Source organism: Microbacterium enclense (assembly GCF_001456955.1).
Lineage (GTDB): Bacteria > Actinomycetota > Actinomycetes > Actinomycetales > Microbacteriaceae > Microbacterium > Microbacterium enclense.
In genome coordinates this window covers 149,504-175,372 of record NZ_KQ758469.1, presented here as the reverse complement: position 1 = coordinate 175,372, position 25,869 = coordinate 149,504, and the positions used below count along the sequence as shown (strand labels likewise).

Annotated in this window: 21 protein-coding genes and 1 pseudogene; 12 read left to right on the top strand and 10 right to left on the bottom strand. The window is 70.8% G+C overall.

From position 1 onward, the window contains the following. Window positions 1–197: 197 nt before the first annotated feature. Entirely contained in the window at window positions 198–950 is a 753-nt protein-coding gene (locus tag AS029_RS06685) for an IclR family transcriptional regulator (protein ID WP_058231817.1), read from the bottom strand. A gap of 90 nt (window positions 951–1,040) precedes the next feature. Between AS029_RS06685 and pcaH the strand changes: the two genes are divergently transcribed. The 10 genes from pcaH (at window position 1,041) to AS029_RS06635 (ending at window position 10,846) form a co-directional block, all read left to right on the top strand. Continuing rightward, window positions 1,041–1,850 (top strand): protocatechuate 3,4-dioxygenase subunit beta, encoded by an 810-nt coding sequence (pcaH, locus tag AS029_RS06680; RefSeq protein WP_074615873.1) that lies wholly within the window; start codon window positions 1,041–1,043, stop codon window positions 1,848–1,850. A 1-nt stretch (window position 1,851) separates the two neighbouring features. Beyond that, the gene (gene pcaG, locus AS029_RS06675) at window positions 1,852–2,439 is read left to right on the top strand and encodes a protocatechuate 3,4-dioxygenase subunit alpha (RefSeq protein ID WP_058231816.1); all 588 of its coding nucleotides are present in this window, start codon (window positions 1,852–1,854) and stop codon (window positions 2,437–2,439) included. Next, the gene (locus AS029_RS06670) at window positions 2,429–3,901 is read left to right on the top strand and encodes a lyase family protein (RefSeq protein ID WP_074615872.1); all 1,473 of its coding nucleotides are present in this window, start codon (window positions 2,429–2,431) and stop codon (window positions 3,899–3,901) included. Before pcaG ends, AS029_RS06670 begins: the two co-directional genes overlap by 11 nt. After that, window positions 3,898–4,680 (top strand): alpha/beta fold hydrolase, encoded by a 783-nt coding sequence (locus tag AS029_RS06665; RefSeq protein ID WP_058231815.1) that lies wholly within the window; start codon window positions 3,898–3,900, stop codon window positions 4,678–4,680. The genes AS029_RS06670 and AS029_RS06665 overlap by 4 nt, the downstream gene beginning before the upstream one ends. Next, window positions 4,680–5,195: a 4-carboxymuconolactone decarboxylase gene (pcaC, locus tag AS029_RS06660; RefSeq protein ID WP_414683034.1), complete on the top strand. Its 516-nt coding sequence runs from the start codon at window positions 4,680–4,682 to the stop codon at window positions 5,193–5,195. The genes AS029_RS06665 and pcaC overlap by 1 nt, the downstream gene beginning before the upstream one ends. Next, on the top strand, window positions 5,192–5,971 hold the full coding sequence (locus tag AS029_RS06655; protein ID WP_058231814.1) for a 3-oxoacid CoA-transferase subunit A: 780 nt from the start codon (window positions 5,192–5,194) through the stop codon (window positions 5,969–5,971). Before pcaC ends, AS029_RS06655 begins: the two co-directional genes overlap by 4 nt. Continuing rightward, a complete protein-coding gene (locus AS029_RS06650) occupies window positions 5,968–6,606 on the top strand; it encodes a 3-oxoacid CoA-transferase subunit B (protein ID WP_058231813.1) in 639 nt (212 codons plus the stop codon). Before AS029_RS06655 ends, AS029_RS06650 begins: the two co-directional genes overlap by 4 nt. Window positions 6,607–6,609: 3 nt before the next feature. Beyond that, on the top strand, window positions 6,610–7,776 hold the full coding sequence (locus AS029_RS06645; protein ID WP_058231812.1) for a thiolase family protein: 1,167 nt from the start codon (window positions 6,610–6,612) through the stop codon (window positions 7,774–7,776). 280 nt (window positions 7,777–8,056) lie between these two features. Then, window positions 8,057–9,358 carry a C-glycoside deglycosidase beta subunit domain-containing protein gene (locus AS029_RS06640; protein WP_058231811.1) on the top strand — a complete coding sequence of 434 codons (1,302 nt, stop codon included), beginning with the start codon at window positions 8,057–8,059 and terminating at the stop codon, window positions 9,356–9,358. A 9-nt stretch (window positions 9,359–9,367) separates the two neighbouring features. Then, complete coding sequence (locus AS029_RS06635) at window positions 9,368–10,846, top strand: C-glycoside deglycosidase beta subunit domain-containing protein (RefSeq protein WP_058231810.1); 1,479 nt, start codon at window positions 9,368–9,370, stop codon at window positions 10,844–10,846. 81 nt (window positions 10,847–10,927) lie between these two features. Here the strand turns inward: AS029_RS06635 and AS029_RS06630 are convergent, their stop codons facing one another. From AS029_RS06630 to AS029_RS06595, 9 genes and pseudogenes are all read right to left on the bottom strand, one after another. Continuing rightward, window positions 10,928–11,578 carry a TetR/AcrR family transcriptional regulator gene (locus AS029_RS06630; protein WP_058231809.1) on the bottom strand — a complete coding sequence of 217 codons (651 nt, stop codon included), beginning with the start codon at window positions 11,576–11,578 and terminating at the stop codon, window positions 10,928–10,930. Window positions 11,579–11,613: 35 nt separating this feature from the next. Further along, on the bottom strand, window positions 11,614–13,053 hold the full coding sequence (locus tag AS029_RS06625; protein WP_058231808.1) for a GH39 family glycosyl hydrolase: 1,440 nt from the start codon (window positions 13,051–13,053) through the stop codon (window positions 11,614–11,616). Window positions 13,054–13,070: 17 nt separating this feature from the next. Beyond that, complete coding sequence (locus tag AS029_RS06620; RefSeq protein WP_058231807.1) at window positions 13,071–14,234, bottom strand: FAD-dependent monooxygenase; 1,164 nt, start codon at window positions 14,232–14,234, stop codon at window positions 13,071–13,073. 224 nt (window positions 14,235–14,458) lie between these two features. Next, the gene (locus AS029_RS06615) at window positions 14,459–15,397 is read right to left on the bottom strand and encodes a LysR family transcriptional regulator (protein WP_058231806.1); all 939 of its coding nucleotides are present in this window, start codon (window positions 15,395–15,397) and stop codon (window positions 14,459–14,461) included. A 103-nt stretch (window positions 15,398–15,500) separates the two neighbouring features. Beyond that, window positions 15,501–17,654, bottom strand: a complete 2,154-nt coding sequence (locus AS029_RS06610; RefSeq protein WP_082642197.1) for a glycoside hydrolase family 3 N-terminal domain-containing protein — start codon at window positions 17,652–17,654, stop codon at window positions 15,501–15,503. Then, window positions 17,651–19,114 (bottom strand): family 43 glycosylhydrolase, encoded by a 1,464-nt coding sequence (locus AS029_RS06605; protein ID WP_058231805.1) that lies wholly within the window; start codon window positions 19,112–19,114, stop codon window positions 17,651–17,653. The genes AS029_RS06610 and AS029_RS06605 overlap by 4 nt, the downstream gene beginning before the upstream one ends. 124 nt (window positions 19,115–19,238) lie before the next feature. After that, window positions 19,239–20,522 carry an ABC transporter substrate-binding protein gene (locus AS029_RS06600; RefSeq protein WP_058231804.1) on the bottom strand — a complete coding sequence of 428 codons (1,284 nt, stop codon included), beginning with the start codon at window positions 20,520–20,522 and terminating at the stop codon, window positions 19,239–19,241. 150 nt (window positions 20,523–20,672) lie between these two features. After that, complete coding sequence (locus AS029_RS18055; protein WP_342341538.1) at window positions 20,673–21,116, bottom strand: glycosylhydrolase-like jelly roll fold domain-containing protein; 444 nt, start codon at window positions 21,114–21,116, stop codon at window positions 20,673–20,675. Between the two features lie 150 nt (window positions 21,117–21,266). Further along, a pseudogene (locus tag AS029_RS06595) lies at window positions 21,267–23,828 on the bottom strand (glycosyl hydrolase); the annotation flags it as partial. A 156-nt stretch (window positions 23,829–23,984) separates the two neighbouring features. Between AS029_RS06595 and AS029_RS06590 the strand changes: the two are divergent. After that, window positions 23,985–24,950 carry a carbohydrate ABC transporter permease gene (locus AS029_RS06590; RefSeq protein WP_058231803.1) on the top strand — a complete coding sequence of 322 codons (966 nt, stop codon included), beginning with the start codon at window positions 23,985–23,987 and terminating at the stop codon, window positions 24,948–24,950. Continuing rightward, the gene (locus AS029_RS06585; RefSeq protein WP_058231802.1) at window positions 24,950–25,786 is read left to right on the top strand and encodes a carbohydrate ABC transporter permease; all 837 of its coding nucleotides are present in this window, start codon (window positions 24,950–24,952) and stop codon (window positions 25,784–25,786) included. The genes AS029_RS06590 and AS029_RS06585 overlap by 1 nt, the downstream gene beginning before the upstream one ends. The last annotated feature ends 83 nt before the right edge of the window (window positions 25,787–25,869 follow it).

The following is a 25,869-nucleotide window of genomic DNA, read 5'->3' as shown; positions in this document are numbered from 1 at the left end:
GGCGCGGCCCCAGGATGACTTGCGCCGAATGGTCGCCGGGGCGGGGCTTTCATGTACGCATGGCGCACGTCAGAGGGTCGTTCCGAGCGAGGTGGCCGCGGCCTCAGGATGACTTGCGCCGAATGGTCGCCGGGGCGCGCTCTTCGCGTGCATACGGCGCAAGTCACGGGGGGAGCGGGGGCGGGCGCGGGTGGAGGTCAGCGACGGTAGCCGAGGGCGCGCTCGGTGTCGCGGGCGGCGCGGTGCAGTTCGACGAGGGCGAACTGCGTCTCGGCGTCGCGCGGCAGCACCACCGACAGGGCGGCGATGACCGCGCCGGTCTCGTCGCGCACGGGCACGGCGACGCCCGTGGACACTTCGTCGACGTAGCCGGGCGCGATGACGCGGCCGAGCGTGCGCACTTCGGCGAGGGTACGGCGAAGCGCGGTCGGGTCGACGATCGTCTCGGGCGTGACGCGGGGGAGGGGGCCTGCCAGCACCCGTTCCTGCAGGTCGTGCGGGGCGAAGGCCAGCAGCACCAGGCCCGACGACGACGCGTGCACCGGCAGCCGGCCGGCGACGCGCGTGATGTTCGCGCCGGAGTCGGGCGCGCTGAGTCGTTCGAGGAACAGCGCCTCGTCGTGCTCGAGGATCGCGAGCTGCGTGTGCTCGCGCACGCGCTGCTGCACCCGTTCCATGTACGGCAGGGCCGCCTGGCGCAGGCGCAACGCGTGCGACGACCGCGTGGCGAGCTCCCAGAGCCGCATCCCCACGCGCACGCGTCGCTCGTCGTCACGCTCGAGGAGGCCGGCATCCACGAGTTCGTTGACGATGCGGTGCGCCGAGGAGCTCGGCAGACCCGCCCGTCGCCCGATGTCGGCGGTCGTCTGCGCCGTGCGGGTGGGGGTGAACGTCTCGAGGATGCGCACGAGACGGTCGGTCACGGAATCGCCGGAGGGGGAGTTCGCCACGACGCCAGGATGCCATGACTCCCATTGAGCGGGAACATCCCGGCATCGGGTCGATCGGTGCCGGACGATGGAGGCGTCGAAGGAGACCCCATGTCCCACACCCTCGCCGCGGCGCCCGAGACGCTTCTGGCCGCCCCCGACCAGGCGTCGCAGGCCGAGATCGTCGACGAGATCCGCGCGCGCCATGCCGAGCTCGACGCGCTCGAGGCCGCCGGGGAGCGCGTTGCCGCGACCGCGCACGACTTCCCCGCGTACCGCTCGAGCGTGCTGCGGCATCCGACGAAGAACCCGAGGCTGGTCGACCCCGAGACGATCGAGCTGTTCTCGCCCGCGTTCGGCCAGCGCGATGTCGCGGCGATCGAGTCCGATCTCACCCTGCAGCACGCCGGTGAGCCGTTGGGCGAGCGCATGAGCGTGCAGGGTCGCCTGCTCGACTCGTGGGGCCGGCCGATCGCGAACCAGCTCATCGAGATCTGGCAGGCCAACTCCGCCGGGCGCTACATCCACCAGCGCGACCAGCACCCCGCCCCGCTCGACCCGAACTTCACCGGCGCCGGGCGAGCGGTCACGAACGCGAACGGCGAGTATCGCTTCACCACCATCAAGCCCGGCCCGTACCCGTGGAAGAACCACCGCAACGCGTGGCGTCCGGCGCACATCCACTTCTCGGTGTTCGGCTCGTCGTTCACGCAGCGCCTCGTGACGCAGATGTACTTCCCGGGCGATCCGCTGTTCGCGCTCGACCCGATCTACAACAGCATCCACCGGCAGAAGGACCGCGACGCCCTCGTGGGCGTCTACGACCACGACCTCACCTCGCCCGAGTGGGCGACGGGGTACCGCTTCGACATCGTGGTCGATGGGCCGGATGCCACCTACTTCGAGCCCGAGGACGAGTGAGATGACGACGACCTCCGACGCCGCGGCGCGTGTCGCTCCGGCCAAGACGCACCGGGCGACCCCCGGCCAGACGGTGGGCCCGTTCTTCGCCTACGGCCTCGAGTACCCGAAGCAGCACGAGGTCGTGTTCCCCCACTCGCCGGGCGCGATCGTGCTGGGCGGCACCGTGTACGACGGCGTCGGAGCGCCGATCCCCGACGCGCTGATCGAGATCTTCGGGGCGGATGCCGACGGCTCGGTGCCGCGAGCCCGCGGCGCGTTCCGCCGCGACGCCCACACCTTCACCGGCTTCGGGCGAGCGTTCACCGACGACGAGGGGCACTTCGAGTTCTGGACGCGCGAGCCCGGCGGCATCCAGGGGCGTCCGGGCTTCTTCGCCGCGATCGTCTTCGCGCGCGGGCTGCCCGACAAGCTCCACACGCGCATCTACGTCCCGGGCGACGACGAGGCGCTGGCGGCGGACCCGCTGCTGTCGACGCTGACGACTGAGGAGCGCGCCAGCCTCATCGCGACGCGCACCCCCGACGGCGGTCTGCGGCACGACATCCGGCTGCAGGGCGAGAAGGAGACGGTGTTCCTTGCCTTCTGACGCCCTTCCGTGGATCGACATCGGGCTGTTGTCGCCGGTGACCGTCGGGCACGACCTGCTCGTGTCCGACGCGGCGGTGGCCGACGCGCTCGTGCGTGCGGAGTGCGCGCTGGTGGCCGCCTACGCGAACCTCGGGGTCGCACCCTCCGAGGTTCGACGCGACGTCGATCACGCCTTCGGCATCGATGAGAAAGCCGGCCCCGCCGTGGGGGCCGGCGACCTCGACCGGCTCGCCCGCGAGGCGGTGAGCGGCGGCAACCCCGTCATCCCTTTGGTCGCGCTGATGAAGGAACGGGTGCCGGCCGAACACCGCGTGTGGATCCACCGCGGGGCGACGAGCCAGGACGTCCTCGACACGGCGCTGATCCTGGTCGCACGGCGCGCGATGGAGCAGGTGGGCTCATCGCTGCGCATCGCGGGGCAGCGTGCGCGCGAGCTCGCCGAGATCCACGCCGACGCGGTGTCGCCCGCGCGCACCCTGACCCAGCATGCGGTCCCCACCACGATCGGCGCGCGGGCCGCGACCTGGGCGCGCGGGATCGAGCGCGCGCTGCGGCGCGTCGAGGCGCTGGAGTACCCGGCGCAGCTCGGCGGCGCCGCGGGAACCCTCGCCTCGTTCGTCGAGATCACCGGGTCAGAGGATGCCGCGGCCTCCCTGCCCACGGCCTTCGCCCGTGCCGCGGGACTCGACGCTCCGGACGCCCCCTGGCACGTGACCCGCTGGCCGATCACCGAGCTCGGGGACGCGCTCGTGCAGGCCCTCGACGCGCTCGGCAAGATGGCGTCCGACGTGGCGACGCTCGGCCGCACCGAGATCGGGGAAGTGGCCGAGGGGATCGGCGGCGGATCGTCGGCGATGCCCCAGAAGCAGAACCCGGCCGAGGCGGTGCTGGTCCGCTCGGCGGCCCTGCGGGCCCCGCAGCTGGCCGCGACGCTTCACCTCGCCTCCGCTCTCGCGGTCGATGAACGGCCCGACGGGGCGTGGCACGCGGAGTGGCCGACCCTGCGCGAGCTGCTGCGGCTCGCCCTCGGGGCGACCCGGCACGGCGCCTCGATGGTCGCCCACCTTCGGGTGGACGGCGCCGCGGCGGCGCGCAATGCGCGAATGACCGGCGGCCGTCTCGTGAGCGAGCGGCTGCGCGGCGTGCTCGTGCCGCTCATCGGCGCGGACCGGTTCGCCGAGCTGCTGACCGGCGACGACGACCTCGCGCCGCGGCTCCGGGCGTTGCCCGAGGCGGCAGGACTCGACGTCGATGCGCTGCTCGACCCGCGCGCCTACGTCGGCCTCGCGCCGCGGCTGGCGCGCGGCGGGGCGCGCGACGATGTGGGCGCCCGCGCCGGGGCGGGTGCGGACTCGGCGACTCCGGCGGGCCCGCGGGAGGGCGTGGACGACGCCGAGGACGCGCGCGATCGTCGAGGCCGCATGGGAATCGACACAAACGGATGCGGAGCCGACGAATGAGTGCGGCCTCGCTGATCTCGCTGACGGCCCCGGTCGGACCCGCCGACGCGCCGCTCCTCGTGCTCGGGCCCTCACTCGGAACGTCGACCATCCTGTGGGATGACGTCGTGCCGCTGCTCGCCGACGACTACCGGATCGCCGCCTGGGACCTGCCCGGCCACGGCGCCGGCCCGGTCGCGCGTGAGGCGTTCACGGTCGCCGACCTCGCGGATGCCGTGGCGCGAGCGGTACCCGACGACACCTTCTTCTACGCCGGTGTCTCGCTCGGCGGGGCCACCGGCCTCGAGCTGGCACTGCGTCACGGCTCTCGTCTGCGGGGGGCTGCGGTCCTGGCATCCGGGGCCCGGCTCGGCGAACCCTCCGCTTGGCACGAACGCGCGGCGCAGGCGCGGACGCAGAGCACGTCGAGCCTCATCGTGCCTTCCGCGCAGCGCTGGTTCGCACCCGACTCGATCGCGCGCCGCCCCGATCTGACGGGGCGCCTGCTGCACGCGCTGCAGGACGCCGACGACGACAGCTACGCCCGGTGCTGCGAGGCGCTCGCCGCCTTCGACGTGCGCTCCGCGCTCGGGGCCATCACGGTTCCCGTGCTCGTGGCGTGGGGCGCCTTCGACGCGGTCGCCCCCGAGGTCAAGGCCGTCGAGATCGCCGAGGGCGTGCGCGACGGGCGGATCTCGCGGATCGAGGATGCCGGACACCTGCCGCCCGCCGAACAACCCGAGGCCGTGGCGGCGCTGCTGCGGTCGTTCTTCGCATCCGTTTCTGGAAAGGACGCCTGATGCCCACCGATCAGGAACGCTACGACCAGGGCATGGCCGTGCGCCGCGCCGTGCTGTCGGACGCGCACGTCGATCGCGCGACGGCCGCCGCGACCGACCTCACCACCGACTGGCAGGACTTCATCACCCGCGTCGCATGGGGTGACGTGTGGTCGCGGCCGGGCCTCGACCGCCGATCGCGCTCGATCGCGGTGCTCAGCTCGCTCATCGCCCACGGGCACCACGAGGAGCTCGCGATGCACCTGCGCGCGGCGCTGCGCAACGGCCTGACGGTCGACGAGATCCGCGAGGTCATCCTGCAGTCGGCGATCTACTCGGGCGTGCCCGCCGCGAACACGGCGTTCCGCATCGCATCGCAGGTGTTCTCGGCTCCGGCCGACGAAGCGGCGGCCGAGACGCCGGTCGGAGCGGATGCCGAGACGCCGGCCGATGCCCCGGCATCCGCGTCCGGGGCCCCGGCCGAGACGACCGCCGACACCTCGGCATCCGCCCCCCGCGAGGGAGGCGCGACGTGATCGACAAGACCGTTCCCGACGTCGCGGCCGCCGTCGCCGGCATCCCCGACGGCGCGACCGTGATGATCGGCGGCTTCGGCCGCGCGGGTCAGCCCGTCGAGCTGATCGACGCGCTCATCGCCCACGGCGCCCGCGACCTCACCGTCGTCAACAACAACGCCGGCAACGGCGATACCGGCTTGGCCGCCCTGCTGGCCGCGGGGCAGGTGCGCAAGATGATCTGCTCGTTCCCCCGGCAGAGCGACTCGTGGGTGTTCGACGGGCTGTATCGCGAAGGAAAGGTCGAGCTCGAGCTCGTGCCGCAGGGCAACCTCGCTGAACGCATCCGCGCGGCGGGCGCCGGCATCGGCGGGTTCTTCACCCCCACCGGTTTCGGCACGCAGCTGGCCGAGGGCAAGGAGACGCGGCGGATCGACGGCCGCGACTACGTGCTGGAGTATCCGATCCGGGCCGACGTGGCGCTGATCAGCGCACGCGCGGCCGACCGCTGGGGCAACCTCGTCTATCGCGAGACCGCGCGCAACTTCGGCCCGATCATGGCCGCGGCGGCCTCGACCACCGTCGTGCAGGTCGACGAGGTCGTGCCGCTCGGCTGGCTCGACCCCGAAGCGGTGATCACCCCGGGGCTCTACGTCGATCGCGTCGTCGCGGTGGGCGAGCGCCCGTGGCTGCGCGACGGCGAGTTCGTCGGCGGCGTCGACATCGAGGGGCGCCCGCTCGCGCTCGAGGCACCGCCCACGGCAGACCCGACCACCGCAGGAAGGGCAGAACAGTGACCACCCGCATCCCCCGTCGCGACCTCGCCGAGCGGCTGGCATCCGACATCCCCGAGGGTGCCGTCGTCAACCTCGGCATCGGGGCGCCGACCCTCGTCGCCGACTACCTGCCCGAGGGCCTCGAGATCGTGTTGCACACCGAGAACGGCATGCTCGGCATGGGTCCCGCGCCCGAGCGCGGCCGGGTCGATCCCGACCTCATCAACGCCGGCAAGCAGCCCGTCACGGCGCTCGCCGGCGCGGCGTACTTCCACCATGCCGACTCGTTCGCGATGATGCGCGGCGGTCACCTCGACGTGTGCGTGCTGGGCGCCTTCCAGGTCTCGGCGAGCGGTGACCTGGCGAACTGGTCGACGGGTGAGCCCGGGGCGATCCCCGCGGTCGGCGGGGCGATGGACCTCGCCATCGGCGCCAAGGACGTCTACGTCATGACCGATCTGCTCACCAAGGCCGGTGAGCCCAAGCTCGTCGAGGTGTGCACCTACCCGCTCACCGGCGTCGGCTGCGTCTCGCGCGTCTACACCGATCACGGTGTCTTCGACGTCACGCCTGACGGCTTCCGCGTGCGCGAGCTGTTCGGCGACAACACGCACGCCGAGATCGAGGCCCTGCTCGGTCTGTCTCTGGAGGTCTGACCCATGCCCGCTTCCTTCGTCTACGACGCCGTGCGCACCCCCTTCGCACGGCACGGCAAGGCGTTCGCCGACGTGCGGCCCGACGATCTCGCGGCGACGGTCATGGCATCCGTCGTCGAACGCACCGGGATCGACCCGGCCCGCATCGAAGACGTGGTCTTCGGCGACGCGAACCAGGCAGGAGAAGACAACCGCAACGTCGCGCGGTTCGGGGCGCTGCTCGCGGGCTTCCCGTCGTCGGTGCCCGGCACGACGATCAACCGCCTCTGCGGATCGTCTCTGGATGCCGTGATCCAGGGCTCGCGGGCGATCGAGGCCGGCGACGCCGACGTGATCCTCGCCGGTGGCGTCGAGTCGATGACGCGTGCGCCGTTCGTGGTCGAGAAGAGCCCGCGGCCGTTTCCCGCGGCGAATCAGACGATGTGGAACACCTCGATCGGCTGGCGCATGACGAACCCGCGGCTGAGGGCGGACTGGACGATCTCGAACGGCGAGAGCGCCGAAAAGCTCGCCGAGATCTACGGCATCTCGCGCGAGGAGCAGGATGCCTTCGCCGCCCGCAGCCACCGCCTGGCGGCCGCGGCGTGGGCCGCGGGGCGCTTCGACGACGAGATCGTGCAGGTGGAGGGACACGCGCTCGCGCGTGACGAGGGCATCCGCGACGACTCCACCGCCGAGGTGCTCGCGGGTCTGCGCCCGGCGTTCCGCGCGGGCGGGTCGGTCACGGCGGGCAACTCCTCGCCCATCAACGACGGGGCCTCGGCCGTGCTGCTCGGCGCGGAAGGGGCACTGGATGCCGAGCCGCTCGCGCGCATCGCCGGCCGGGCCGCGTTCGGCAACGCCCCCGACGTGTTCGGCGTTGCCCCTGTGGAGGCGGCGAACCGCGCGCTCGCCCGCGCCGGCCGGTCGTGGAGAGATGTGACCTTCGTCGAGCTGAACGAGGCGTTCGCCTCGCAGACCCTCGCGTGCGCGAAGCTGTGGACCGAGCTCGACCCGTCGACGCTCAACGAGAACGGCGGGGCGATCGCGATCGGCCACCCGCTCGGCGCCTCGGGCGGGCGCATCATCGCGCGCGCCGCGCACGAGCTGAAACGCCGGGGTGGCGGCGTCGCGGTCACGGCCATCTGCATCGGCGTGGGCCAGGGCTTGGCGGTGGTGCTGGAGCGCTGACGCGAGGCATCCCCGTCGTGATGACGCGACAGAGGCGGCCGGCCGGAGGTGCCGCGCGGGGTGGATGTCCCGGCATCCACGCACCGAGAACAGGGGATGCCACGAGAACAGGCGAATCCGTGGCGGATCGCCCTGTTCTCGTGTCGTTCGCCTGTTCTCGTCGCGCCGGGGCGGCCCTTCGTCGTCGATGGTGAGGGTGATGCACGGCATCAGAACCCCTTATGTCTAAATGAGGCAAAAGAGGGGTAGCGTCGAAGCAACCCACAGAGAGTGAGCGACGATGCTTCTCGAAAGAGACCTCATCCAGTCCGTCGGCTTCCGCAACGTCCGCGAGGACGGCGAGATCACCGGCTTCCAGTTCCGCGTCCGCATGCCGTCCTATCGCGGCATGGCGGCGTCGCTGATCGACGGGATCGGCGTCAGCATCCCGGGCCTGGTCGACGTCGCCCCTGACGTGCCGTTGTGGACCCTGCAGGGGCAGCAGTACTCACTCGCCCAGTTGTGGGACGGCGACGGCGTGCGCTGGCCGCTCGAAGACGCCGCGATCGTCACCGTCCCCTTGCCGGGCGGCCTCCCCGACGGCGTGCATGAGCTCTCGATCGAGTTGCGCCTGCGGATGTCGTACATCCCCCAGGAGCACCAGCCGAGCACCTACCGCGTCACCAAGCACGTCACGCTCGCGCCCGAGGCATCCGGTGCGCCCTTCCGCTACGGCGTTTCTCTGTACAGCTACATGAGCGACTTCGGCACCGTCATGGACCTCGAGACCGCGATGGCCTCGATCGCCGACCTCGGCGCCACCGGCCTGGAGATCCTCGGTGAGGCGCACGTGCCGAACTACCCGAACCCCTCGGACGAATGGGTCGAGCAGTGGTTCGCGCTCCTGCAGAAGTACGACCTCGAGCCCACGAACTACGGCTCGTGGATCGACACGCGCCTGCACTCCAGCGGCCCCAACGGTCGAGACATGACCGTCGAGGAGGGCGCCGCAGCACTGCAGCGCGACCTTCGCCTCGCCAAGCGCCTGGGCTTCCGCTTCGTGCGACCCAAGATCGGCGTCGTCTCGGGCGACCTGATCCCCCACCCGATCTGGACCGAGGTCGTCGAGGCGTCGCTCCCGCTCGCCGAGGAGCTCGACGTCGTCATCTGCCCCGAGATCCACTCGCCGACGCCGATCAAGCACGAGGTCGTCGACGACTACATCGCGCTCATCCGTCGCACGGGCACGAAGCACTTCGGTCTGCTGCTCGACACGGGGATCTTCCAGGACCGCCCGATCCCGCTCAAGCCCGGCGAGCTGCCGGGCCAGCGTCCGGCTTTCCTCGACGGCATCCACGTCGACCCGAACGACGTGTTCGACGTGATCGAGAACGTGGTCTTCATCCAGGCGAAGTTCCACGACATCGACGACAACCTCCACGACCAGCAGATCCCGTGGGAGCCCGTGCTGAAGGCGCTCAAGGCCGCCGGCTACACCGGCTACCTCTCCAGCGAGTACGAGGGCGAGCGCGAACCGTGGCGCTCCATCGAGCAGGTGCGGCGCCAGCACTCGCTCATCCGTCAGATCGCCGACCGGCTTTAAGGAACGCTCATGCCCAACGGACTCATCCACGCCGACAGTCTGCGCACGCACCCCGACGGGCTCGCGCTGCGCCTCACCATCCCCTGGTACCGCAGCCTCTGGCTGTCGTCGGTGACGACCCTCGCCCTCACGGTCGACGGAGAGGCGGTGGATGCCGACGACCTCCGCGTCTCGTTCGGCGACGAGTCGTATCGCCTCGACGAGCTGCCCGAGCAGAGCGAGCGCCTGTGGTTCCTGCAGGAGCACCCGCTTCTCATCGCTCGCCGTGACCACCCCGTGGCGCTCGGCGAGACGCACGAGGTCGTGCTGCACGGCGAGCTGCGACTGCCCTACATGCAGATCGCGCCCGGCCCGGACGGGGGACCCGGGCTGTACGTGCCGAACGTCGTCCACGACGTGAAGGCGCTCACGGTGGTGGACGCGGATGCCGCGATCCCGGCGCTCGTGTCGGACGTGACGCCGCCGCCCCCGGCGTCGGACGACGATCCGTTCCGGCTCGGGCTCACGCTGTACTCGGCCAGCGCGGAGTTCCGCGCGGGTCACTTCGATTTCGACGGTCTGCTGGACCGCGTCGCGGAACTCGGCATCGGTCCGGGCATCGAGATCGTGGCATCCCAGATGGTGCCGACCTACCCCGTTGTGGGCGACGAGTTCGTGCGCACGTGGCGCGAGGCGTTCGACCGGCACGGGTTCGTCGCGAGCTCGTTCGGAGCCAACCTCGACATGGGCCGCCGTCGCGACCGCGACATGACGCCCGACGAGGAGTTCGCGTTCTCGAAGCTGATGTTCGAGGGGGCGAAGAAGCTCGGGTTCCCGCTGGTGCGCATCCAGAGCGCGAAGCCGGCGCTGCTGCGCCGCCTGCTGCCGATCGCCGAGGACCTCGAGCTGAAGCTCGCCTATGAGATCCACGCGCCGATGGGGCCGAACGCCGAGCCCATCCTGCGGGTACGCGAGACGTACGCCGAGCTCGACTCGCCGCTGCTCGGTTTCGTCGCCGACTTCTCCTCCACCATGCACGCGATGTCGCCGACGCTGCTGCGCGCCGTGCGGCGGGCGGGGCTCGACGACGAGGCGGTGCAGCGGCTGCAGGACATCTGGGCGACGGATGCCACGATGCAGGCGCGCCAGCAGGAGTTCCTCGCCTACCTGCGCGGACGCGACTTCGACCCGGGTCGCCTGGGCTCGTTCGCGCATCTCGCTTTCAACATGCACGGGCACGTCGATCCGCGCGAGTGGGCCGACATCATGCCGCAGATCCTGCACGTGCACGCGAAGTTCTACGACATCGACGCGCACGGCCAGGAGCCGGCGATCGACTACCCCGAGCTCGTGCGCGTGTTCGTCGAGGGCGGCTACCGCGGATTCTGGTCGAGCGAGTGGGAGGGCCACGCCTTCGCCGAGCTCGGCGAGGTCGACCCGCTGCTGCTCGTGCGGCGCCAGCACGACCTCATCCGGGCGTCGATGCGGGCGGTGACGGCGGCGGTGTGACCGAGGTGGGGCGGCGGGGCGCGACGTGCGCCCCGTCGTCCTACGCCGGCCGGACGCCGACGCGTCGGGATCGGAGCCGGTTCACTCCGGCGCGGTCATGAGGACGACGGTGTGCGCGAGGCGGTCGAGCAACTCCCGCCAGCCGTAGGCATCGTGGGGGCTCGCGGTCGCCGCGACACCGAGGCCCAGGTACCGCACGCACAGGCTGTAGAAGACCTCGAAGGCCCAGCGCGCCCTGTCTGCCGACACGTCGACGCCGTGCTCCTCGGCGGCGGCGACCAGGGCCCCGAGGAAGACCTCCTGCCCGGCGTCACCGGATCGACGCCCGCGCTCGAGGAGGGCCGCATCCTCGACGCCGAGAAGGAAGAACGGCGACAACATGTCTCGGTTCTCGCGCAGCAGCTCGGCGTAGGCGGTGACGATCGCGGTCGTCGCGCGGGCGAAGTCGGGTGCCCCCGCGCCGGCGACGGAGACGCGCTCCGCGGTCTCGAGGTCGAGGCGGTCGAACTCCTGGCTCTGGACGGCGCGCAGCAGCTCCGCCTTCCCGGTGACCCGGCCGTAGATCGACCCGATCGACACCTCCGCCCGCGCACTGACCTCGGCGAGTGAGAACTGCCCCGTTCCGCGTTCGTGCAGAAGCTCGAGCACGGCGGCGCAGACCTTGGCGAACGAGTCGCGGCTGCGTTGCTGCTTGGGCTCGGTCACCCCGCTCACGACCGGTCGTGCTGCCATCGGCTCCTGCTCTCGGTTGTGCCGGACGACTGTCCTCAGACCGTCAGTTCGATGAGGAGCGCGGACTGCGGCACGATGTCGACGTTCAGCTGCAGGCTACCCGTGTCGGACACGATCGCATCGCGCGGGCCGACGACCTCTCCGCCGAGGGTGGTGGTCGTGACCTTCACCGTGGCATCCGTCCACGGCAGATTCTTCAGCTCGATACGGGCCGAGTCCACCCCGGCGGATGCCAGGTCGAGACGCTGCGGAGGAAGGGTGAGCCCCAGCTCGATCCGCTGCTCGCCGATGGGGATGCGGAACGTGAAGCGGTCCTCGTCGCGGGGCGCGAGCGCGGAGTCGGGCGCGACGTAATTCGCGACCAGCACGCGCACGCGATCTCCCTCGCGTCCGGCGATGGCGGTGAACCCCGACTCATCGCCCCCGGTGACGGCGAGGCGGCGTCCCCGCATCGCACGACCGGCGAGCACGAGGGCGCGCGTGCGCTCGTCGGGCTGTCCGTCGACCTGGCCGACGCCACCGGGGTCGACGAAGCCGTAGTGCGGGTCGAGGCCGCTGTCGGCCCGGAAGAAGAAGGCGTGGTCGATCACCGTGTCCTGCAGGGAGATCGCCGTGGCGGCTTGGAAGGCGCCCTTCTCCGCTGCGGGCGCGGTGGAACTGGGGACCGCGAGGTAGTTCCAGTAGCTGAGCGTCAGGTCGGTGTCGGCGAACCCGTGCGCGTCGAGGAGTGCGCGAAGCTCGCGCGAGACGTACCGGTAGTCGAGCGGGTCGCGGCTGCCGTCGGTGAACCAGAGGAAGGAGTAGAAGTCGAGGGGCAGGTCGTTCTCGCGCACGAAGGTCAGGAATCCCTCGCGGTAGGGCGCGTCCGCTTCGAGGGGGAACGCGATGGCCGGACCCCCGACCGTCAGCGTGGCGTCGACGCGCCGCACCGCCTCGCAGAACGCCTTGTACATGGCGAAGAACTGCTCGGGATGCCCGTCGAAGTGCAGGGGCCCGAAGTCGGGCTGGTCGCCGAACTCGTAGATGCGGACGGGCTTCGCGGGTCCGCCCGCCCAACCCGCGGAGTAGTGCCGCACGATGCGCTCGACGACCCGGCCATAGACTTCGACGTCTTCGGCGGGGAGCTTGTTGCGGGGGATCGAGCTGGCCACCGTGAACATCACCTCGGCGCCCACGGCGTGCACGGCGTCGATCCACTGGTCGGTGGCGGCGAAGTTGTAGCTCGCGGGATCGTCGACGTCGGCGCTCCAGTCGGGGAAGAGGCTCGTCGGGTTGTCACGGGTGTCGAGGCGCGAGACCCAGTCGAAGGAGCGGACGACGCTCACCCCCGCCTCGCGCCACATCGGCGTCAGGTCGGGGAACTGCTCGTAGCCCTCGACGGGACCGGGGACGCCGCCGACGCCGTTCAGTGGGCGGAAGGCGCTTTCTGCGGTCGCGTCGACGACGAGGGTGCGGGTGTTTGAAGGGTTCGACACGTTCGTCTCCTCGGAGGTCAGTAGGGCATCCGCAAGAGGCGGTTCGCGTACTCGTTGGCGATGGGCTCGTCGTGGCGCAGGTGCTCGATGCGCGCACGATAGGTCTCGTCGGTGACGGAGTCGAACTCCTCGAGCATCGACTCGATCGAGCGGTCGTGCACGGCCCGCACGCGCGGGAGCCGGCGCTTCATGACCTCGAGCTGGGCGTCGAGCACCGAGTCGTTCCTGGCGAGCTCCTGGGCGAGCACGACGCCGTCCTCGATGCTCATCGCGGCACCCGAGCCGAGGTAGGGCGTCATGGTGTGCGCCGCGTCTCCCAGGATCATCACGCGACCGCGGAACCAGGGGTACGGCACCCACACGGTCGAATACGGCGTGTAGGCGACGTTGTCGGCGTGGCGCACGTCGTCGAGCGCGTCGGACAGGAAGGCCGATCCGCGGGTCAAGGCGGCCGCGCGATCGTGCATGATCTCGGCCATCTTGCTCGCGTCGTACCGGGGGCGTCCCTCTTCGGCCACGGTGAGCACCATGTACATCGTGTCTTCCGACAGCGGGGTGAGCATGATCTTGCCGCCGTAGCCCTGGCAGATGATGGGCTGCATGATCTTGCGGCGGTTGGGGAGCCCCACGCGCCACGCGACTCCGCCGACCGGGCGCGGCGCGTACTTCTCGCCGAAGTAGTCCCGGCGGATCTGCGAGTGCAGGCCGTCGAAGCCGAGCACCAGGTCGTACTCGGCTCGGTCGCCGCTGCTGAAGGTGACCGTGGCGCTCTCGTCGTGCTGCGCGATGTCGGCGACGGTCGTGCTCATGCGGAAGGCGCAGCCGTTGTCGAGGGCGTACCGGGCGGCGAGCTCGAGGAAGGCGATCCGCGACATCGTCACGCAGCCCGGGAGCCCCTCGTCCTGCGTGCCGTAGCTCATGGTGCTGAGGAGGTTCCCCTCGGCGTCGTAATTGTCGATCCCCGGCGCGGGGTGCCCGATCTCGAGCACCTCCTCGAGCAGACCGATGTCGCGCACCGCCCGCAGGCCGTTGATACGGAGCCCGAAGCCGACGCCGGCGACGCTGATCTCGGGCTTGTCGTCGATGACGTCGACCTTCGCGCCCATTCGGGCGAGCGCCGACGCCGTGCTGAGGCCTCCGATCCCGGCTCCGACGATCAAGATCTTCAACGGTTCGGCCACGGGATGCTCCTCACTGAGCGGATGACGGGACGCGCGGGAGAGCGGCCATTTTCAGAATCAGTACGTTGGTTCTGGTTCTGAACCTATGGCGGAACGGCCGCGTCCACAAGATCCGTCCCCGACGCCGGGTGCGCGGCATCCTGATGCGCCGCATAGGACCGCTCGATAGTGCTCGGCGCAACGATCGGGCGACGTCGGTCGGCCGTTCGCGCCCGGCGGACCCCTCAGTGCGGGGCGTGTCCGGCGGCGATCACGCGGCCGGCCTCGGCGAAGAGCCCGCGCATCCACTCGTGCTCCGGGTCACGGTTGTGCGAGGGATGCCACCACAGTGCGCTCACGATGGGAGTCGCCGCGAAGGGCAGCGGTACGACGCGGATGCCGCCGATGCGCAGCAGGTGCGGCGCCAGCGCCGACTGCACGAGACCGACGCGACGCGTGCCGCTGACGAAGTGGCCCACCGAGAGGAAGCTCTCGAGCACGACCTCGATGTGCGGCTCGACGCCGAGTTGCTGCACCTGCCGCGCGGCCGAGGTGAAGGCCGACCGCGATTGGAACGTCAGCACCCAGGGCAGATCGGCGAGGTTCTGCATCGTGAGCGCATCGCCCACGTCGGCGTTGTCGTCGGAGACGACCGCGAGCCAGTCGTCCTGCCACAGGTCGAGGTAGGGCAGTTCCGAGACGGGGCCGTGGGGGATGACCATGGCGTCGGCGGAGCGAAGACGGTTCGCGGCGTCTTCGACGATCCCGGGATTGTGCAGCATGTAGCGGAACCGGACGCCCGGGGCCTGCTCGGCGGCGAGTTGCGACACGACCGTGCCGACGGTGACGAAGCCGTAGTCGGAGCCGTAGATCGAGAACTCGCGGGTCGATTCCGCCGGTGACCACGAGGACTGGCTCTCGAACACGCGCCGTGCGGCCTCGAGGGCGGTGCTGGTGTGGTCGGTCAGTCGCAGCGCGAACGGCGTGAGCTCGTACGTGTTGCCGCGGCGGGCGAGGATCTGGTCGTCGAAGTGGGTGCGCAGGCGCGCGAGCGAGGCGCTGAGTGCGGGCTGGCTGAGGTGCAGGCTCTCGGCCGCGCGGGTGACGCTGCGCTCGGTGAGCAGCGCGTCGAGCGAGACCAGGAGGTTCAGATCGAGGCGGGAAAGAGCTGCGTTGTCGGACACGTCGTCGTGTTCTCCTCGTGCCGGGGTGGAACGAATCGGCTGAGCCCGAGCGTATCAATCACATCGATGCAATGGCTGAAGATATTCCCGATCGTGATCCGAGTCACTCCGCCGCGATCATCACCACCTGCGTCGCATCGAGGGAGCCACCCACGTGCAGCTCGAAAGCGCCCGGCTCGACCACCCATCCGTCGCGCCACAGGGCCAGGCATTCCCGCCGCACCGGGATGGTCACGGTCGCGGTGGCGCCGGCATCCACCGTCTGACGCGCGAAGCCGATGAGGCGCCGCACCGGCTGGGTGACCGTGGCCACCACGTCGCGGGCGAAGACCTGCACGACCTCATCGCCACGGCGGTTCGAGACGTTCCTCACCTCGATCTCGACGGTCAGCACGGTCTCGTCGCGCGGGCCCTCGGCCGAGAAAATGGATGTCGACACCCGCGGCGCCTCGTGTGCGAAGCGCGCGTAGCCCGACCCGTGGCCGAACGCGAATCGCGGACCGAGGGGCAGGTCGAGGTACTTCGAGGTGTACTTGTTCTCCACGTTTCCGGGGCCGTGGAGCCCCACGTCGTGGTGTTCGACGGTGAGGGTGCCGCCCGTGGTCGCGGGGCGACCGGTGTTCTCGTGCGCGTAGTGGATCGGCACCTGGCCGACCGAGCGGGGGAACGACATCGGCAGGCGTCCGGCGGGCTCGGCCTCGCCCAGCAGCAGATCGACGATGGCGGCCGGCGCCTCGGTGCCGCCGTGCCACACCACGACGGCGGCGGCGACGTGGTCGATCCAGCCGGCCACCACGAGCGGCCGACCGGTGACCAGCATGACGACCGTGGGTGTGCCGGTCGCGGCGACCGCGCGGATGAGGTCCTCTTGACGGCCGGGCAGGGCCAGGTCGCTGCGGGAGGCTGCTTCGCCCGAAAGCGCCGACGGTTCGCCCGCCAGGACGACGGCGATCTCGACGTGACGAGCGGCCTCCGCGGCCGCGGCGATGCCCGTGTCGTCGAGTGAGAGGAAGTCCGCGCCCTCCTCGACGATCAGATCGAGGTCGGGACGGCGCGCGCGCAGGTCGTCGGCGACGGTGCCCGCGTGCGCGCCGAAGAACTGCACCCACGCGCCCAGGTGGTCGGTCGAGGTGGCGTACGGACCGGTGAGCAGCACCGAGCGCGGGTCGACGAGCGGCAGAACGCCGTCGTTCTGGAGCAGCACACTCCCGCGCGCGGCGGCGGCTCGCACGAGGGCGCGCGATGCGGCATCCGGTGCGGTGATCTCGGCGGCGGGATCGACGTAGGGGTTCTCGAACAGACCGAGGGCCTCTTTCAGTCGGAGCACCCGGCGCACGGCGTCGTCGATGCGGGCGGGGTCGAGGCGGCCCGGCGCGAGGTCGTCGGCCGTGAGCGAGAGGGGAGCGCCGCCCATCTCGATGTCGAGCCCGGCATGGTACGACTGGCGGACGGCATCCGGCACGTCACGGGCCACCCCGTGCGGCACGAGGTTGGCCACGCCCTCGGCGTCGCCCACGACGACACCGCCGAAGCCCCACTCCCCCTTGAGCAGGTCGGTCAGCAGGCGCCGGTGAGCGTGCATCGGAATACCGGAGACCGAGGTGAACGCGGCCATCACCGACGCCGCGCCCGCGCGGACGGCGGCGTCGAACGGCGGGAGGTGCACGGTGCGCAGGGCGCGCTCCGACAGGTCGGCGCCGTTGTAGTCGCGGCCCCCTTCGCCGGCGCCGTACCCGACGAAGTGCTTCGCCGTCGCGGCGATGGCGTCGGGGGCTGACAGATCGTCGCCCTGATAGCCCTCGACCATGGCGGCGACGAGCAGCGAGGTCAGCAGTGGGTCCTCGCCGAACCCCTCGGACACGCGGCCCCAGCGCGGGTCGCGCGAGACGTCGGCCATGGGCGAGAAGGTCCAGGTCACGCCCCCCGATCGGGCTTCGCGCGCGGCGAGGTGGGCGAGTTCGCGCACGAGCCCGGGGTCGAAGGCGGCGGCCTGCGAGAGGGGGATGGGACCGATCGTGCGCTGCCCGTGGATCACGTCGAGTCCGACGAGCAGCGGGATGCCGAGTCGCGTCTCTTCCGCGGCGACGCGCTGCAGCGCGTTGGTGGCCGCGGCGGACGGCGGCCAGAAGGTCGAGCCGATGCCCCGGCGGACGAGGGCGGCGGCGTCGTCGGGGTTCGGGCGGAAGACGATCTGCAATTGGCCGAGCTTCTCGTCCCACGTCATGCGCGAGACGAGCTCGTCGATGCGGGAGCTCACGACAGCGGCCGGTAGGACACGCAGCGGAAGCGCGCCGAGCCGGAACCGGTCGCGTACAGCGCGGGACGCAGGCTCAGCAGGTCGCCGACGGTGTTGGCGTGGTAGCCCGACACCTCGAAGCGCAGGCCGTGGCGGGTCCACGCGCCCCCGGGTTCGCGGTAGTGGATTTCGACGATGTGCTCGATCGTGCGGATGCGCAGCTGCAGACGCCGCACCGGCGGTGCCGGCTCCGGTCGGTGGTGCGGGTGCCCGCCGAAGTACGTGAGCATGCGGTCGCCGTCGATGCCGATTCCGACGTACAGCCGGTCGTTGAAGAAGAGCAGGAGCCCGGCCTCGGTGTCGTCGCCGAGGAGTTCGACGTCGGCTTCGATCTCGTAGGAGTGGTCGGGCGCGATGGCGACCAGGGGAGAGGTGTCGGACGGGGAGGAGCCCTTCGCCGCCAGCACGAGGCCGTGATCGAGGCGGAGCCGCGCAGCCGCATCGGGCCCGGGGGCGTGGAACGTCCAGCGCTCGCCGGAGGGAAGGGCCGCGAAATCGTCGGTCCACGACGCCGGCTGCGCTTGCGGGGCGGCCCCGGCCGGGGCCTCGAGGTCGCCGCCGATGTCGTCGGCGCCCACGGGCCACCCGTCGTCGGTCCAGGTCACGGGTTCGAGCAGGATCTGCCGTCCGAGCGTGCGGTAACCGTTCTCGTAGCCGTGCGAAAGCATCCACCAGCCGTCGCCGGTCGGCCCGGGCACGAGGGTCGCATGACCGCGCGACCACCAGGCCTGCGCGGCATCCGTCGTGCGGGTGACGGGATTGTGCGGGCTGTTCTCCCACGGACCGTCGACCGAACGCGACCGGGCGGCGATCACCATGTGCCCGGTGGGAGGCCCGCCGGTGCCGCCGACGGCGCTGATCAGGTAGAACCAGCCGTCCTTTCGCAACAGCTTCGGCCCCTCGAGGGCGTAGGCCTCGGTGATCCATTCATCGGGGTAGTGCCACCCGTCGTAGACGTGCTCCAGCTCGCCGACGGTCGAGAGTCCGTCGGCGCTCAGCGCGATGCGACGGATGCCGTTGGTGAAGAGGTACCGCGTTCCGTCGTCGCCCACGGCATGACCGGGATCGATCGCCCCGCGGATGCCGAGGTCGATGGGCTCCGACCAGGGGCCCTCCATGGCATCGGCGTGGATGACGAAGATCGAGGGCTCGGTGAGGCTGGACCAGGATGCCGGGACGAAGGGGATGTAGATGAAGAAGCGCCCGTCGACCTCGGCGATGTCGACGGCGAAGGTGCTGCCGACGGGGTGGGGAAGCGCTGCCGTGACGTACTCCCACGTGACGAGGTCGCGGGAGCGATAGAGCGGGAGCCCCGGGGCCGACTCGAACGAGGAGTACGTCATCCAGTACTCGTCGCCCACTTTGATGACGGCGGGGTCGGGGCGGTCGCCGCCCAGGACGGGGTTGCGGAAGGTGGTCACGAGGCTCCAGCGGTCGAGGGGAACGGGCGATCGGCCGCCGCCCCGTGGGGCGACAGCCGATCGGTCTGGGAGGGGGACATCGGCCGACCGTCGCCCGCGGGGACGCCGGTCGGCCGAGACCGGATCACCCCCAGGCGCTGTCCATGTCGGCGAGCACCTGGTCGACCGTCTTCTGGCCGGTCAGCAGGCCCTGGACGCCGGTGCCGAGCGCGTCGTAGACCGCGGCGTTGGGCCAGGCGGCGTTCGGCAGGCCCGTGTACGCGTTCGCCTCGAGCAGCGAGCCGACCGTCGTGTACTGCGGGAGGAGGCCGTCGGTCGTGGCTCCCGCGATGGGGACCGCGCCGAACGAGTCGGCGAAGCTCTTCGCCTGCTCGGGAGTGGCGACCCAGTCGAGGAAGTCCTGGATGAGCTTCTTCTTGGCGTCGTCGGCCTTGGCGTTGACCGCCCACGCGTAGTTGGCCGAGGCGAGCAGGAACGGCTTCTGGCCCGACGCGGGCGGGAAGCTCTGCACGGTGAGCGTGGCACCGCTGGCCTGGCCGATCGAGCTCGCCGCGCTGCCGGGCACGGCGGCCGAGAGCGACGTGCCGCCGCCCAGGCCGGCGGTGATGTTGTCGAACGTGCCGCCCGCGACGCCGTCCTGGAAGCAGCCGCCGGCGTTCATGTCGACGAGGTCCTGCAGCGTCTCCTTCCAGCCCTCGGAGTCGGCGAAGGTGACCGTGCCGTCGGCGCGCTGCTGGTTCCAGTCGGGCTCCGCCTCGTACACGCGCGTCGCCGAGATGAGCTGGGCCATCAAACCGGTGTTGAAGGGGATCCCACCGGCGAGGACCGTGAACGACTTGCCGGCGTCGCGGACGGTCTTGCAGTCCGACAACAGTTGTTCGTATGTCTCGGGGTACTCGCTGAGGCCGGCCTCGGCGGCGGCGTCGTTGTTGTACACGAGGCCGACGGGCACGAGTGCCGTGGGCTGGCCGTACGTCTTGCCGTCGACCTGGTACTGGTTCTCGGCGTTCGCGGGGATGACGCCCGTGGAGGAGTCGGCGAGCGGTGCGAGCAGCCCCGCCTGGGCGAGGTTCACGATCGAGATCGGCTGACCCGTGCCCGGCGCGAGGATCATGACGTCGGCGGCATTGCCGGCCTGCAACTGCGTGGTGACCTGCGTGTTGTAGCCGTCGGAGGGGTAGGGGATGACCTCGATGTTGAGGCCCTTCTCCTGTCCGTAGGCCTCGAGGACCTTGGCGTACGACTGGTCGTCGTCATTGGCCTGAGCGACCATGACGGTGAACCCGTCGGCCGAGTCGCCGCTCCCGGAGTCGCCGCTGCCCGAGCATCCGGCGAGGAGGAGGACGCCGGCGAGGGGGGCTGCGAGCAGGGGAAGACGGAGGGGCCGGAGCGAACGGTGCTGTGGCATGGAACGAACCCTTTCGGTGACTTCTTTGTCTCCAGCCCCGGGAGCGGCTGGTGCGGCGTCGGGGCCGCGTCTTCAGAGTGACATACATCCGTCGGTTTTCGACATTAGCTGTGTTGATGCCGTGCAGTAGTGCGACGGATTCGCCCGTGATCAGGCGATGTCGACGAGGGTCACCGGTCCGGCGAGGCCCGCGGGACGCACCTCGGCGTCGGCCGAGAACACCTGCGTCATCGGTGCGAAGATCTCGCCCGTGGGTCGGGCGGCCTCTGCGATCAGTCGATTGCGCCAGGGGACTGCCACGTCGATCTCGACCTCGTTCGCTCCCTCGAGCCACGCGTCCGAGACGTCGACGCGGTACGGGCTCGTCCACGTGATCCCGCACTCACGTCCGTTCACGCGGACGCGGGCGACGCCGTGGACCGCGCCGAGGTCGAGCTCGATGCGGCCGGCGGGGGCGGCATCCGGGGTCGTCAGCCGGGCGCGATAGACGCCGATCCCCGAGAATCCCCGGGCGGACGCGCCGTCGTCGGTCCAGGGGTGCGGGGCGTCGCCGTGGGCGGTGGTGGCGAGTCCGGGCAAATCGACGCTCCACATCCCCGTGGCGGCGAGACGGCGTTCGACGGGCGGGGCGACCGCCTCCGCGCCGTCGACGACGAAGACCGAGCCGAAGGGGGGAAGCGACACCTCGGCCCGACCGTCGAGGGGGGCGAGTGCGCTCCGCCTCAGCGACACCGGGTCCCAGACCTCGACGCTCTGCGGCAACGCGCTGAGCGCTATGGTGACGGGGTCGGGTGACGGATTGGCGAGGAAGTCCACGCGACGTCCGTCGACCACACGGGCGATTCGGCGCACCGGGGCGCCCGTCACGGGACGGGCGGGAGCGACGCCGAGGCTGGCGAGGGCACCGGGCAGATCCGTCATCTCGATGACGCTCGTCGCGCGCCAGATCGCGGCGACGAGCGCAGCGAACTCCGCCGGGTCGTCGCCTCGAGAGGGCGACTTCTCGGGACGTCGGCCGATGATCGTCGCTCCCGCCTCGACCAGGGTGCGAAGACGCCGAAGGGTCGCCACGGTCAGACGGTGGCTCGATCCGCCGAGGAACAGGGCCCGGTAGCGCGAGTGGCCGGCGACCATCTCGTCGCCCTCCACCTCGAGCAAATCGAGCCCGGCGACGCCGAGGTAGTCGAAGTCGAAGCCCTCGGGCACGGTGCGGTCGAGGAGGTTCTCGTACAGGCCCGTCACCGGTGCTTCCTCCCCGACGAACACTGCGACGTCGACCGCCGGCCGGCCCGCCGCGAGCACCGCCGAGCAGCGTGCGAGGTAGGCGATCCATGGACCGGCCATCTCGGCCCACGTCTCGTGGCGGGTGAAGGCCTGACCGAGGAAGGGCGCCAGCGCGATCCCGGGCGGGGGAGTGGATGCCGGCTGGTGCGGCGAGGTGTGCACGCAGAACCGCGTGACCCCCAGCGCCAGCTGCAGGTCGGCGACGTGCTTGAGGTTCGACGGCATCCAACCCCAGGGGTCGCCGAACGACGTGAACGCCTCGGCACCGGTCCAGGTGCGCCCGTGCACGTGCGCGACCGACGACGCGCCCTTCAGGTCGGCGACGTACGTGGGCTTCGGCCCAGCAGCCGGGTCGAAGGTCCACATCGCGCCCATCGGCACGTCAGCCGGCGCGCGCATCGCCAGGTCGTCGCCCCACTGCGGTCGCCCGTCTTCGAGGGCCTCGGCGTAGTACGTCATTCCTCGCTTGTGCGCCTCGCTCGACAGTGTGCCGTAGTACTCGGTCGCGAGCAGCTCTCCCAGCGTGCGGCGATAGTCGTACAGGAAACCGTCGCTGGCGGTCGCCCCGCCCACGACGTACCCCGCCAGCGCGGGGAGCCACGCGGTCGGGTCGTAGCCGCGCGCGATGGCGAAGCGCTCGGCGAGATCGTCGGTGTAGTTCTGGGCACCGGCCTCGATGCTGTCGCTCAGCAGCGCGGTGAAGCGGCCTGTCCGCGGACGTTAGCGCTCGAGATGGGCCCGAAGGTAGGTCCGGACGCGACGGCCGTCGAGCTTGTCGACCTCGAGGCCGGTCGAGATCGCGGGGGCCGGTCCGTTCGTCTGGCCGGTGAGCGAGGCGCCCAGACGCAGCACGCGCCACGACCCGGGTGGGGCGTCCCACCGCAACCGCCGCCCGTCGAAGGCGTCCGTCAGGTCGACCACCCGGCCGGGGTCGATCGCGCGGGTCGAGGGGTCGTCCACCGAGTCCAGGGCGTAGAAGTCGCGCTCCTCTCCGAAGCCCGCCTTCGTCTCGGCGTGATGCACGCGGGGCCCGGTGAACAGCGCGAACTCGCTCACGACGAAGGCATCGGCGCGGCGCAGCACCGGTGGCATCCGGACCCCCGGCGACAGCTGCGGCAGCGCCTCGCTCGCGCTCGCCGCCGAGAGCACGAGGCGGAAGCGGCGCGCGGTGACGGCGGGGAAAGCGGCCGTGCGGGCGACCACGGTCGTGGGATCGAGCCGCGCCACCTCGCGGAATCCGGCGCCGTCCTCGGCCTCCAGCACCGCCAGCGGCGGGGGTGCCGCCCCGAAGCCGCGAGGTCCCGGCAGCCCGAGCGTGACCGCGCGCACCGTCACGGGCTCGTCGAAGACGGCCTCGAGAACGGCCTCCGACCACGCGTCGGGATCGCGGGGGAGACGGATGCCGTCCCCGAAGGCGCGGTCGATAAGCGGGGCGCCGTCGATCTCCGCACCCTCGCTCATATAGGCCGTGGGGCGAAGGGGGGTCTGGCCGGGATCGGCGGGGAACGCGACCACGCGCCAGTCGGTGCACCACCGGGGTGACCCGTCGGCGCCGTGGCGCGCGGCGTCCTGGAAGCCGCCGGCGGCATCGGGCAGGGGCGGCAGGGTGATGTCGACTGAGCCGCCCTCGACGACGGTCTCACTCCACACCACCTTCTTCATCGCATCAGCGGGCTCCACCCACGGTCCGCCCGCGGCGCTCCACCCCGCCGAGGTCACGATCGCGATCTCCATGCCCAGGCGCGCGGCGGTGGTCACGGCGGCTTCGACGGCGTCGTCCCATTCGGGTGTCCCCGGATGCCGCGGGGCGTCGACCACCAGGGGCACCCCCATGCCCCCGTCGAACAGGTGCACGCCGCGCACGCCCACGCGGTGCAGCCATTCCAGGTCGGCGACGGCTCCCTCGGCGTCGGCGTTGCCGTCCATCCAGTGCCACCACGCCCGGGGGCGGGCCTCGGCGGGCGGGTCGAGGAAGAGGGACCAGAGATCGAGGGGCGCACCGTCGCGCGAAGAGGAGCTCACCGCGGCATCCTCGCAGTACGCCTTGCGCCGCGGGGCTCCCGCCTCCTTATGCGGTCCATCCGTGGAACTAATGTGTCTTTTCGACACAAGGGTGCGATAGTCGGTGAACCGGCACCCGCCTTCACAGGGCGCCTCGACGAAGAAGTCAGAGAGCAGATGACTGTGACCATCGAAAAAGACAGCACGCGGACGCTCACCGTGCCGCCCAAGGCGCGGCGGACCTCGCAACGACCCGTCCGCGGTGGCAAGCCCCTCATCAGCTACGGGCAGTGGTGGTGGGCGCTGCCGGCCATCGTCCTCGTGCTCGGCGTGCAGTACGCCGCCACCCTCACCGGCGGCTTCTTCGCCTTCACGAACTGGATCGGGCTGGGGTCGTTCGAGATCACCGGCTTCGACAACTTCGCGAAGATCTTCGCCGACCCGCAGCTGCTGGGCGCCGTGTGGAACACGCTCTTCCTCGCGTTCGGGTCGGTCATCCTGACGAATGTCCTGGGGCTGCTGTTCGCGCTGGCGATCAATCGCACGCTGAAGACCCGCTACATCCTGCGCACGCTGCTGTTCATGCCGGTCGTGCTGAGCCCGCTCGCGGTGGCGTACGTCTGGAAGTTCATCTTCCAGTTCAACGGTCCGCTCAACGGCTTCCTCGGCGCGATCGGCCTGGAAGAGTTCCAGAAGACCTGGCTCGCCGACCCGACCTGGTCCATCTGGGCGATCCTCATCACCGTCGTCTGGCAGCAGACCGGGTTCACGATGGTCATCTACCTGGCGGGCCTCGCCTCGGTGCCGGTCGAGGTCGAAGAGGCCGCCGCTCTCGATGGCGCCGGGGTCTGGGGACGCTTCTGGAACGTCGTCGTCCCGGCCATCCGCCCCTCGATCGCGATCGCCACGACGCTCGGCCTCATCCAGGGGCTGCGCATCTTCGATCAGATCCTCGCCCTCACTGGCGGCGGACCCGCCGGGGCCACCGAGACCCTGGCCACCGAGGTCTACAAGAACGCGTTCTCCCTCGGGCAGTTCGGTTTCGGCTCCGCGCTCGCGCTGGTGCTGACCGTCATCATCCTGGCGTTCGCGATCCTCCAGCAGTACGTCACCCGCGACCGCGAGGTCGGGAAGGTCTCCTGATGTTCCGTTACACGAAGTTCACGGCCGTTCGCGAAGTGCTCGTGTGGGTCGTCACCCTCATCGGCCTTCTGCCGCTGTACATCCTCGTCGTCACGGCGTTGAAGAGTGACAAGGAGGCCCTCTCCAGCAGCGCCGTCGCTCCGCCGACGAGCATCGACCTCGGTGCGTTCGTCTCGGTGCTCACCTCGACGGGGCGCAACAGCATCCCGATGAGCATCCTCAACAGCGTCATCATCACCGCCGGGTCCATCGCCGGTCTCGTGCTGTTCGGGTCCGTCGCCGCCTACGTGATCGCTCGACGCACGCGCAGATGGACGACGATCACGTACTACCTCGTCCTCATCGCCATCATCCTGCCCGCGCAGCTGGGCACCGTGCCGCTGTACATCGGTGCCCGCTCGATCGGTCTGACCGGCAATGCCTTCGGCATGATCATCCTCTGGATCGGCATCCTCATGCCGCTGTCGGTCTTCCTCTACGCCAGCTTCTTCCGCGGGCTGTCGACCGAATACGAAGAGGCCGCGGTCATCGACGGTGCCTCGCCCGTACAGGCCTTCTTCCGCGTGGTGCTGCCCCTGATGGCGCCCGCCACCGGCACGGTCGCGATCCTCGCGGGTCTCATCGTCTGGAACGACTTCTTCAACTCGCTGATCTTCCTCGGCGGCTCCACCACCCAGACCCTCCCCGTCGCGATGTACACCTACGTCGGCGGGCTGGTCTCGGCCTGGAACAAGATCTTCGCCGTCGTGATCATCTCGATGATCCCGATCCTGCTCTTCTACATGTTCGCCCAGAAGCGCTTCATCCAGGGCTTCGCCGGCGGCCTGAAAGGCTGACGCCTCTCCCGCTTCGCTGCCGGCCGTCGGCCGATCAGCTGACGCCTTCTCCACACCGATGCCGGATACCCGGCCTCACGGGC

What these genes read in the sequence shown, in the direction of transcription:
- AS029_RS18055 (WP_342341538.1), bottom strand. Translation starts at nt 21,116, where the DNA reads ATGTGGAGCGTCGATTTGCCCGGACTCGCCACCACCGCCCACGGCGAC.
- pcaG (WP_058231816.1), top strand. Translation starts at nt 1,852, where the DNA reads ATGACGACGACCTCCGACGCCGCGGCGCGTGTCGCTCCGGCCAAGACG.
- AS029_RS06645 (WP_058231812.1), top strand. Translation starts at nt 6,610, where the DNA reads ATGCCCGCTTCCTTCGTCTACGACGCCGTGCGCACCCCCTTCGCACGG.
- AS029_RS06600 (WP_058231804.1), bottom strand. Translation starts at nt 20,522, where the DNA reads ATGCCACAGCACCGTTCGCTCCGGCCCCTCCGTCTTCCCCTGCTCGCA.
- AS029_RS06640 (WP_058231811.1), top strand. Translation starts at nt 8,057, where the DNA reads ATGCTTCTCGAAAGAGACCTCATCCAGTCCGTCGGCTTCCGCAACGTC.
- AS029_RS06590 (WP_058231803.1), top strand. Translation starts at nt 23,985, where the DNA reads ATGACTGTGACCATCGAAAAAGACAGCACGCGGACGCTCACCGTGCCG.
- AS029_RS06630 (WP_058231809.1), bottom strand. Translation starts at nt 11,578, where the DNA reads ATGGCAGCACGACCGGTCGTGAGCGGGGTGACCGAGCCCAAGCAGCAA.
- AS029_RS06585 (WP_058231802.1), top strand. Translation starts at nt 24,950, where the DNA reads ATGTTCCGTTACACGAAGTTCACGGCCGTTCGCGAAGTGCTCGTGTGG.
- pcaC (WP_414683034.1), top strand. Translation starts at nt 4,680, where the DNA reads ATGCCCACCGATCAGGAACGCTACGACCAGGGCATGGCCGTGCGCCGC.
- pcaH (WP_074615873.1), top strand. Translation starts at nt 1,041, where the DNA reads ATGTCCCACACCCTCGCCGCGGCGCCCGAGACGCTTCTGGCCGCCCCC.
- AS029_RS06635 (WP_058231810.1), top strand. Translation starts at nt 9,368, where the DNA reads ATGCCCAACGGACTCATCCACGCCGACAGTCTGCGCACGCACCCCGAC.
- AS029_RS06665 (WP_058231815.1), top strand. Translation starts at nt 3,898, where the DNA reads ATGAGTGCGGCCTCGCTGATCTCGCTGACGGCCCCGGTCGGACCCGCC.